Below are 9,025 nucleotides of genomic sequence, written 5' to 3' on the forward strand. Positions count from 1 at the left end.
CTGCTGCCCTTGGCCGCCGGGCTGCTGCTGACCTTGCTGGCCGTTGCGGGGCTGCCGCTGGCCGCGCTTGGACTGGCCGTCCTTGAAGGTGTCGTCGCGCAGACCCTGCTGCTCGCGGGCCATCTCGTCGAGTTCCTCGGCCTGCTTGCTCATCTCGCGGTTGCGCGGGTCGGACTTGCCGCCCTGCTCGGCGCTCTGCAGGTTCTCGAGGATGCCGCGCAGCTGTTCGAGCAGGCGCTGGGCCTCCGCGGTGTCGCCGCGCTTCATCGCATCGGCCATGTCCTCGATCATCTTGTTGAGGTCGTCGGGCGTGACGCTCTTGGCATTCTTCTGCTGCCCGCGGTCGCCCTGCTTCTGCGGCTCCTTGCCCTGGCGCTGGGCCATCTCCTTCATGAACTTGTCGAGGGCCTGTTTCAGGTCCTCGGTGAGCTGCTTCACCTCCTCGTCGGGAGCGTTGCGCTCGATCGCCTCCTTGAGCTTGTCCTGGGCGGCGCGCAGGGACTTCTCGGCGTCCGAGAGGTCGCCGTCCTCGATCTTGAGGGCCATCTCCCAGAGGAGATCGGCCACCTCGATCAGCGCCTCGTCGGAGCGCGCGGCCTTCAAGCGGCGCGACGCCGTACGCAGGCCGAGGAAGATCGAAAGCTCCGGCGTAAAGCGATCGGGCGCGATCATCAGGGCGTCGAGCGCCGTCTGCACGCGGCTCCGGCTCTCGTCGGGCGCGGTCACCAGGCGCCGCCGCTCCTCGGCAAGCGCCCGCGCCAGGGGCTTCTGGAAGGGCCGCGCCGGCAGCGTCATCTCGACGGACTGGCCACGCGCGCCCTGGTCGGCCTCGTCCTTGACCGCGAGGGTGAAGCGCACCCGCGCGCCCGACCATGGATGATCGGTAAGGTCGACGAGGGTCTTGGTGTCGGTCTCGCCGCTGGCGTCGGAGGGCAACGCGAGGGGAATGCGCGGCGGCGGCACCAGCGCGCGGCCGGGTTTCAGCGCTTCGACCACGCCTTCGGCGGAGGCGACGCCGTAATCGTCGCTGGCCCGGTAGCTGAGGTTGAACGTGCCACGACCGTTCACCTCCGGCGTCCCGACGCTGCGGATCACAGGAGCCTGGTCGGGGATGGTCTCGACGATGAGGCGCTGCGGCGCTGCGCCCGTGGTCTCGACGGTGAGATCCGCGATCCCGCCGGTGAGCTTGAAGCGATCCTCGCGCAGGTCGGGCCGCGGATCCTTGCCGGGCAGCGCCTGAAGGCCGGCATGAGCGGTGAGCTTCGCCTCGCCCTGGCCGGCGATGCGCACGATCAGGGTCGAGTTGACCGGCGCCCTAAGGCGCTGGTCGCCGCCGGCGAGAGTCACCACCAGGGGCGGCATCCGGGTGTAGAGCGGAGGATCGATCCAGCCGTCGACCCGGAAGCTCGGGCTGGCCGCGGGCGGCGCGCGCCAATCGAAGGCGCTGCCGATGCGCTGGCGCCATTCGGTGCCCGCGACGAAGAGGCTGGCCGCCGCCGTCACCAGGATCGCCGCCCGCAGGGCGAGGGGATCGCGCCGCGGCATCGCCGGCCTCGGCGCGGCGACCTTGAGCCGCGACACGGCCGCCGCCGCCCGTCGGCGATGAAGCGCCCACAGCGCCTGGGTCTCGGGATTGCCGGTGCCGACGGCCAGCGTATCCTCGATCGCCGAGGCGGGATCGTGGGCCAAATCACGGGCCACGCCGGAACGACCGGCGGCATCGCGGTCGATCCGCGCCAGCGCCTCGCGCCGGCTCGGGCGCCCCATCCGCGCCAGGGGCAGGAGGGCCGCCGCGAAGGCGACGGTGAAAAGGGCGAGGCCGGCCATGCGGCCGCCCGGGCCGAGATCGAGCCAGAGACCGAGCCAGGAGACCGCGAGGAAGGCTAGAACCACGGCGAGCCCGCGCCACAGCACCGGCCAGGCCCGCTCCCAGACCAGTGCGGCATTGGCCCGTGCGACGAGGCGGTCGAGACGGACGCGGAGCGTGTCGTCGCCCGAGCCCACCGGCGTCATCCTGTCGTCGGCCTCGCCCATATTTCGAAGGCTCCCCTGGCCGCCGTCCCTATCGGGTGGCACCATGTCCTGAGTCTAGCATGGTGGCGGGGGCCGGCCATCGGGTCAAATCCGCTCAGCCGGCCAGCCACTCGGGCAGACGGTCGAGGCCGATCAGCTCCTCGTAGGTCTGGCGCGGGCGCACGATCGCGGCCTCGGCGCCGCGCACCAGAACCTCCGGCACCAGCCGCCGGGTGTTGTAGGTGCCGGCCTGGACCGCGCCGTAGGCGCCTGCGCTCATCACCGCGACGAGGTCGCCGGCCTTGGGCTCGGGCATCTCGCGCTCTAGCGCGATGTAGTCGCCGCTCTCGCAGACCGGGCCGACCATGTCGGCGACGATGCGGGGCGTGTCCGCCGCCGGCTCGATGACCGGGCGCAGGCCGTGGAACGCGTCGTAGAGGGTCGGCCGGATCAGGTCGTTCATCGCCGCGTCGACGATGACGAAGGTGCGGCCCTCCGTCCGCTTCACGTAGAGGACCCGCGTCACGAGGATTCCCGCGTTGCCCGCGATCATCCGGCCGATCTCGAAGACCGGCCTCAGGCCGAGGGGCCGGAAATGCGGGCGCAGCATCGCCGCGAAGGCGGTCGGATCGGGCGGCGGGGCGTTGTCGTCGCGGTACGGGATGCCGAGACCGCCGCCGAAATCGACGTGGTGGAGGCTGTGGCCGTCGGCGAGAAGATCGCGGGCGAGACCGGCGAGCAAGGCTGCCGCACGCTCGAAGGGAGCGAGATCGGTGATCTGGCTACCGATATGCATGTCGACGCCCGCCACCGCGAGGCCGGGCAAAGCCGCCGCCTTCGCGTAGACGTCACGCGCACGCGCCAGAGGAATCCCGAACTTGTTCTCGGACTTGCCGGTGGAGATCTTGGCATGCGTCCCGGCATCGACGTCGGGGTTCACCCGGATCGAGACCGGCGCGGTGGCGCCCATGCTGGCGGCGACCTGCGACAGGGCCTCGAGCTCCGGCTCGCTCTCGACGTTGAAGCACAGGATGCCGGCCTCCAGGGCGGCGCGCATCTCCACCGGGGTCTTGCCGACGCCGGAGAACACGATCCGCAACGGGTCGACGCCTGCGGCGAGCGCGCGCCGCAGCTCGCCTTCCGAGACGATGTCCATGCCGGCCCCGAGGCGCGCCAGCGTCGTCAGCACCGCCTGGTTCGAGTTGGCCTTCATCGCGTAGCAGACGAGGGCGTCGTCGCCCGCGAAGGCGTCGGCGAAGACGCGGTAATGCCGCTCCAGGGTGGCGGTAGCGTAGCAGTAGAACGGGGTGCCCAAGGCATCGGCAAGGCCGGCGAGATCGACGTCCTCGGCCTTCAGGCGACCGCTCTCATAATGGAAATGGTGCATCGGACGCGCTGCGCTCAGCCTCGAGGCCCGGCAAGCGCGGGAGGCGGCGGGCCGGAGCGGGATGGTGGGAAGGAATCCCTGGAGGAGCCCCTACAGGAGCGGATCGAGGATGAACGGCTCCCGGGGGATGACGTAGCCACGCTTGGCTCCGCGGGAGGTCGTCAGCGGGGTATTGAAGCCACCGCCGGCCACGGCGGCCGGGCTCAGCTCGTCGCCGTCTTGGACCACGCTCGCGGTCGGCGTGCCGGCGCTCGCCGCCACGGCCCGTGAATTCGCCGGACGCGGCGCGGCGGCGCCCGGCGGCGCCTCCAGGGAACCGCGCCGGCCGCATGCCGAGACGGCCAGGGCGACGAGGCCGAGTGCGGCGAGCGTCGTGAGGTGGCGGGAACGAGGAGGCATTGAGCAGGGTCCGGCATTCGCTGCCCCTACCTTAGCCGCTGGCGCCGGCCGATGCGAGGCAAACGGCCGGGCTGGAGTGAAAAGCCCCCGGTTCAGCCCTTCTTGCCGGTGGTCTTCTCGTAGGCGTCGATCGCGCGGCGGCAATTCTCGCTCAGCTTCGTCCAGTTGGTCTGGAAGCACTTGTCCATTGCCGGGTCGTCCGGCGAGAGGTTGCCGCAATGGGTCAGGTAGTCGCCCGTGCAGTACTTCTTGAGGGTCTCGTTGCCGCGCTTGGTCTGCGGAGCCGCCTGAGCCATGGCTTGCGCCGCGGGAAGGGACAATCCGGCGGCGAGGATCACGGCGAGCGATGTCAGCTTCAAGGACATAGGAGGTCGGATCCGTCTCAGAGTTATGTGGCAGACGCACATGGGATACCGGACGCGATGATGCGCTTGCATGGTGGAAACAAGGCGGCCGGGTGGTCATGGCGTGAAGAACCGGCCTTCTACGCCGCGACCTCGGGCATCCGCAACGGCTATGGCGCCACCGTCGACCGCTCGTGATCCCAGCCGAGACCGGATCACGACGTTTTCGCCGCCGGGGTCGATATCGGAAACGCTGTCACGGACGGCAAGCGCTCGCCGCGCACGAGGGCGTCGGCCACCGCCGTGATGCTGTCGCGCAGGGCCGCAGTCTCGCGTGCGCCTGCATCCGACGCCCGGGCGAGATCCGTTTCGGCGGCGGCAAGACGGCTCCGCAGGCTCTCCCGCTCGGCCTCCAGGGCCGCGATCCTCGCCGCGACGTCGCCAGGCGGCGTTCCGGTGGCCTCCTCTCTCGACGCCAGGGTGGTGTCGGTGGCCGACACCGGATCGATCGCGGCCATCGTTTCGGCCGTGACGGAATCCCGCTGGCGCCGTGCCCTGAGGAAGTCGTCGAGCAGCGCCCGATGGGCATCCTCCAGAACCTGAAGGGTGGAGGTGCCCACGGCGAATTCGTCGCGGGAGACCTGAAGGTCCTGGGCGACCCGGTCGCGTTCCCCCAGCGCTGCTGCGATCTCGCCGTCCTTGACCGTCAGGGTCGCCTCGCGTTCTGTGACGGTCCGGGCGAGGGCTGCGGCTTCCAGGGTGCGCACGCCGATCGTGGCCATGTCGGCATGCTTCGTCGCGCCGATCGCCTGGACGCGCCGCTCCAGTTGCCGCCGCTCCACGGCGAACTGGGCGCGCAGGTAATCCTTCTCCGCGGCGATCTCGACGCTGGTGAGCGGGAACAGCGACGCCATCCGTTGACGGGCGAGCCGGGCCGCCCGCGCATTCACCGCCGGCAGGATGAAGAGTGCGCACAGGCTCGCCAGAAGGAAGCCGAGCGCGAAGATCATGATGGTTTCGATCACGCGGAAACGCTCACCGTGCCCGTTCTAGCGGATTCGCCCGAGAAGTCGGAACCAGCTTTCGGGAAAGCCGATGCAAAGACAAGACCTTGCAGTATCGTTCGGCGACAGGCCGCAGCACTCGCGCTTGGTGAGGACCCTGCCCGGTGGCCGAGCGGGCATTCACCCGCGGACCCCTTGACCGACACCGTCGAGCCGGTGCGACGCGCAATGCCACCATCCGGTCAGAACGGGTTCCAGGTCGGCTGGCTCGTGAATTTCAGGTAGCCGACATTGATGCCGAGGCGGGCACCGACGCCGGTCCGGATCGGCACCACCACGATCCCGTCGGAGGTCGCCGCACTCATCCCGACACCGCCCACGAGGTAGGCCGAGCCGTCGACGCCGCCGAAGCGGCGGTAGAGCTTGGCCACCGCCGGCAGGTTGTAGATCAGCATCATCGTCCGGTCGCCGTCGCCGCCGACGTCGAAGCCGATGCTCGGCCCCTGCCAGTAGATGCGACGCTGCCCTGCATTGCGGGTATAGAGCGTGCCCTCGCCGTAGCGGACGCCGCCGACGATGGCGCCCGACGCTTCCTGCCCGAGGATGTAGCCGTTCGGCTGGCCCCATCGCCGCGTCGCCTCTTCCACCGCCTTGCCGAGGCCGCGCGAGACCGAGCCGAAAAATTTGTGCCCCGATTCGACGATCTCGCCCGGCCGGAACGCCCCGGGGTCACCGTCGTCCCCGGCGGGTCTGGCAACGGCAGGTACGGCCGCCGACAGGATCGATGCGGCGAGGAGCGGCAGGACGAGCTGCCGAAGCAGCCGCTTCGTGCCCGGTGGGGATGTCAGCATGTTCGACATCGGTCTCGTCATCCGCTGTGTGGACGGCCCGTGCGGGGGGGGTCCGCGTAAAGGGTCTCTTGAGGGTGGTGCGCCTACGATCGCGAGGCGGGAGCCCGAGATCGACGATCCCTCCTCCGGCTCCTCTATAACGCAATGATCACTCGGAACACGGCAAGATGTGGTTAACGCGACGGCATTGCCTCACGCTCCTCGCCGCCGCAGGCCCGGCCATCCTGGTGCGACCGGGCGTCGGCGCCGGCGCGGCTGCGCTCCCGGACACCCTTGCCCTGCGCGGGTTCGATGCGGTGACCTATTTCCTCGACGGCGAACCGCAGGCCGGCCGGCCGGCGTTCGAGCTGAACTGGAGGGGGCGGGCCTGGCGCTTCGCGAGTGCCGCCAACCGCGCGGTCTTCCGCGACCATCCCGCCGTCTACGCGCCGCGGCTCGCCGGATACGATCCCGTCGGGGTCGCGCAGGGCCGGATCGTCGATGCCGATCCCCTCGTCTTCGCCCGCCTCGTCCATGCCGGGGAGAACCGCCTCTACCTGTTTCGCAATGCCGAGCACCGCGAACGCGCCAGCCGCGATCCGGGTCTCGTGGCGCAGGCCGAGACGCGATGGCCGACCCTCAACGACGTCAAGGACCCCCGGCTTCCCGATTGAGCGCGGAGCCGCGAGGCGGTTCCGTCACCTGTCCCGGACCTCCTCCTCAGGCCATCTGCTTGCGGGCGAAGACCGAGAGGGCGAAGGCGATGCCGGCGCCGGCGACGATCAGGCTCGTCATCAGGAGCCGGCGCGGCTGCTGGGAGGATTCGGCCATCACCGGCTGGACCACGGGCGTGAAGAACTCGATCTGCCGCGCCGCCATGATCCGCGACCGCTCGTAGGCGGCCAGAACCTTGGCGTAATACTTTTCCGCGTCCTTGCGGTCGTTGTCCAACGCCTCGAACCGGGTCAGAACATCGGCCAGGACGCGCCGGCGCTCCGGGTCCTGGCTCGCCGATTGCTGCTCGATCCGCGCAATGTTGTCGTCGAGGTCCTTGATCTGGGACTTGATGTCCTGGATGCGCCGCGATTCGGGGCCGAGGTCGCGCTGGCCGAGGCTGAGCTGGACGGCGAGGTTGATCCGGGCGGTGCGCAACTCGCCGATGACCTTGAGGTTGCTCTCGTTGGTCTTCTGGGCGTCGAGCACTCCCTCCTTGTTGCGCAGGGCGGCGACCGCGACGCGGATCTTGGTCATCCGCTCCTCGGCGAGCTTGAGCTCGCGGGTGCTCTCGGCGACGGCATCCTCGCGGGCCCGCATGGTGAGGGCATTCACCATGCGCTCGCTCTCCGTCAGGATCGCCTGCGTCAGCGCCAGCGACTCGCCGGCATCGAAAGCCGTCACCGTCAGGGTCATGATCCCGGACGAGGGGTCGATCCCCACGCCGACCCGCTTGTTCCAGTACTTCAGGAACTTCTCGATCGGTTTCTCCGGATCGAAGCGTGAGAGATAGTCGACGCTGTCGCGCGAGAAGATCTTCCGCACGGGAATCGAGCCCTCGATCGCCTCGATCATCGGCCGGCTCTCGATGTAGCTGGCGACCACGAGGCTGTCCTGGGCCACCATCATGCCCATCGAGCCGCCGCTATTCGTTCCGACATGGTCCGGGCTGGCCTTCTCGACGGCGCCCATCGCCGGCCGCAGGGCGAACCGCGCTTCCGTCACGAACTGGTCCGAGGCGAGGAGCCCGTAATACAAGGCGCCCAGCGCCGAGGGGATCAGGAAGACCACCACGAACAGGATGGGGGTGATGACATCCCGCTTGGCGTGGCTCTGGTAGGACCGGATACCCTTCTTCCGGTCCACGAAGCGCGAGACGCGCGCCACCTGCTTGAGGGATTCGGCCACCGCGTTGGAGCGGTCGGCGGTGCTGAGCGGCTGGCCCTGCGGGTTGCGGATGTCGACCGTCATGAACGCCGGATTTCCATTCTGGCCGTCGCACGCAGGACCTGCGCGTCGATGATCGGGCAAAGTCTGGCCGCTTCCCGCGGCGAAAGCATGGCCTGAGGGCGGAGGTCGGGGCGATCACGCATTGAGGCGGCGATACACTTCGATGGCGTCGTTGACGTTCTCGTAGACGATGGCGCGGCCGTTGATCAGTACGATGCCCTGACTGCACCACGTCCGGATCGTCTCCATGTCGTGCGAGACCATGATGACGTCCGCGTTCTCGCGCCGCGCCGCGAAGGCCTCCGTGCATCGCTTCTGGAAGCGCCCGTCGCCCACCGCCGTCACCTCGTCGATGAGGTAGCAGTCGAACGGGATCGCCATGCTCATGCCGAAGGCGAGGCGCGCGCTCATGCCAGACGAATAGGTCCTGATCGGCACATCGAGATAGCTGCCGAGCTCGGAGAAATCCTCGACGTATTCCAGGACCTTCTTGGGGTCCTCGCCGTAGATCCGCGCCACGAAGATGACGTTGTCGCGTCCCGTCATCGCCGGATGGAACCCGCCCCCGAACCCGAGGGGCCAGGAGACCCGCAGGTTGCGGTGGATCCTGCCCCGCGTCGCGTCCTCGGTTCCCGAGATCAGCCGCATGGTCGTCGACTTGCCGGCACCATTGATGCCAAGGATGCCGTAGCTGATGCCGGGCTTGAGGGTGAACGACACACGCTCGAGGATCGTGCGGCGATGGCCCTCGGTGCGATACACTTTGGTCACGTTCTCGAAACGGATCACCGCCGGGTCTGCTCCAGCTCCAGTCGCCGCGCGACATCGGGCACCGCCCGTCTTGGTCCGACGAAAGCGGCGAATCTGAGGATGGCGTCGGATCGTCCCCTCGGGACGATGATGCGACGGCGCCTTGCACCCGGTCGGCGTGACCTGTACAGCACGCCACCCGATGCCGAGCCATCGCCGCCGCGAGGCAGGACGAAGGAGCATGTCGTCGGGCACGGAGGGGTGGCCGAGTGGTTGAAGGCGCACGCCTGGAAAGTGTGTATACCGGAAACGGTATCGCGGGTTCGAATCCCGCTCCCTCCGCCACTGATATCG

At 69.1% G+C, this 9,025-nt stretch carries 9 protein-coding genes and 1 tRNA gene; 2 read left to right on the top strand and 8 right to left on the bottom strand.

Annotation, left to right across the window (positions count from 1 at the left end; all coding sequences use genetic code 11):
- The 6 genes from ACFE7U_RS14655 to ACFE7U_RS14680 all read right to left on the bottom strand — a co-directional run.
- On the bottom strand, positions 1 to 2,034 hold a 2,034-nt coding region (locus tag ACFE7U_RS14655; RefSeq protein ID WP_375410459.1), incomplete at its 3' end, for a TIGR02302 family protein.
- Positions 2,035 to 2,128: 94 nt separating this feature from the next.
- Complete coding sequence (gene lysA / locus ACFE7U_RS14660; protein ID WP_375410460.1) at positions 2,129 to 3,400, bottom strand: diaminopimelate decarboxylase; 1,272 nt, start codon at positions 3,398 to 3,400, stop codon at positions 2,129 to 2,131.
- A 90-nt stretch (positions 3,401 to 3,490) separates the two neighbouring features.
- Positions 3,491 to 3,799 carry a hypothetical protein gene (locus ACFE7U_RS14665; protein WP_375410461.1) on the bottom strand — a complete coding sequence of 103 codons (309 nt, stop codon included), beginning with the start codon at positions 3,797 to 3,799 and terminating at the stop codon, positions 3,491 to 3,493.
- A 92-nt stretch (positions 3,800 to 3,891) separates the two neighbouring features.
- Complete coding sequence (locus ACFE7U_RS14670) at positions 3,892 to 4,164, bottom strand: 3',5'-cyclic-nucleotide phosphodiesterase (protein WP_375410462.1); 273 nt, start codon at positions 4,162 to 4,164, stop codon at positions 3,892 to 3,894.
- A gap of 194 nt (positions 4,165 to 4,358) precedes the next feature.
- Positions 4,359 to 5,168 (bottom strand): hypothetical protein, encoded by an 810-nt coding sequence (locus ACFE7U_RS14675; protein ID WP_375410463.1) that lies wholly within the window; start codon positions 5,166 to 5,168, stop codon positions 4,359 to 4,361.
- Positions 5,169 to 5,389: 221 nt separating this feature from the next.
- Positions 5,390 to 5,998 carry a DUF1134 domain-containing protein gene (locus ACFE7U_RS14680; RefSeq protein WP_375410464.1) on the bottom strand — a complete coding sequence of 203 codons (609 nt, stop codon included), beginning with the start codon at positions 5,996 to 5,998 and terminating at the stop codon, positions 5,390 to 5,392.
- 167 nt (positions 5,999 to 6,165) lie between these two features.
- Between ACFE7U_RS14680 and ACFE7U_RS14685 the strand changes: the two genes are divergently transcribed.
- The gene (locus ACFE7U_RS14685) at positions 6,166 to 6,651 is read left to right on the top strand and encodes a YHS domain-containing (seleno)protein (RefSeq protein WP_375410465.1); all 486 of its coding nucleotides are present in this window, start codon (positions 6,166 to 6,168) and stop codon (positions 6,649 to 6,651) included.
- Between the two features lie 46 nt (positions 6,652 to 6,697).
- On the opposite strand, the gene ACFE7U_RS14690 is transcribed toward ACFE7U_RS14685, so the two are convergent.
- Positions 6,698 to 7,942, bottom strand: coding sequence for a capsule biosynthesis protein (locus tag ACFE7U_RS14690; RefSeq protein WP_375410466.1), 1,245 nt, complete (start codon positions 7,940 to 7,942; stop codon positions 6,698 to 6,700).
- Between the two features lie 114 nt (positions 7,943 to 8,056).
- Entirely contained in the window at positions 8,057 to 8,710 is a 654-nt protein-coding gene (locus ACFE7U_RS14695) for an ABC transporter ATP-binding protein (RefSeq protein ID WP_375410467.1), read from the bottom strand.
- Between the two features lie 216 nt (positions 8,711 to 8,926).
- Here ACFE7U_RS14695 and ACFE7U_RS14700 point away from each other — a divergent pair.
- Positions 8,927 to 9,016: transfer RNA gene (locus ACFE7U_RS14700), tRNA-Ser, on the top strand.
- Positions 9,017 to 9,025 lie beyond the last annotated feature (9 nt).

This window comes from uncultured Methylobacterium sp. (assembly GCF_964251405.1).
In the GTDB taxonomy this organism is placed as follows: domain Bacteria; phylum Pseudomonadota; class Alphaproteobacteria; order Rhizobiales; family Beijerinckiaceae; genus Methylobacterium.

Excerpts from the sequence above, each read along its gene's own strand:
- ACFE7U_RS14685 (WP_375410465.1), top strand. The coding sequence starts at position 6,166 with ATGTGGTTAACGCGACGGCATTGCCTCACGCTCCTCGCCGCCGCAGGC.
- ACFE7U_RS14665 (WP_375410461.1), bottom strand. The coding sequence starts at position 3,799 with ATGCCTCCTCGTTCCCGCCACCTCACGACGCTCGCCGCACTCGGCCTC.
- ACFE7U_RS14690 (WP_375410466.1), bottom strand. The coding sequence starts at position 7,942 with ATGACGGTCGACATCCGCAACCCGCAGGGCCAGCCGCTCAGCACCGCC.
- ACFE7U_RS14680 (WP_375410464.1), bottom strand. The coding sequence starts at position 5,998 with ATGCTGACATCCCCACCGGGCACGAAGCGGCTGCTTCGGCAGCTCGTC.
- ACFE7U_RS14670 (WP_375410462.1), bottom strand. The coding sequence starts at position 4,164 with ATGTCCTTGAAGCTGACATCGCTCGCCGTGATCCTCGCCGCCGGATTG.
- lysA (WP_375410460.1), bottom strand. The coding sequence starts at position 3,400 with ATGCACCATTTCCATTATGAGAGCGGTCGCCTGAAGGCCGAGGACGTC.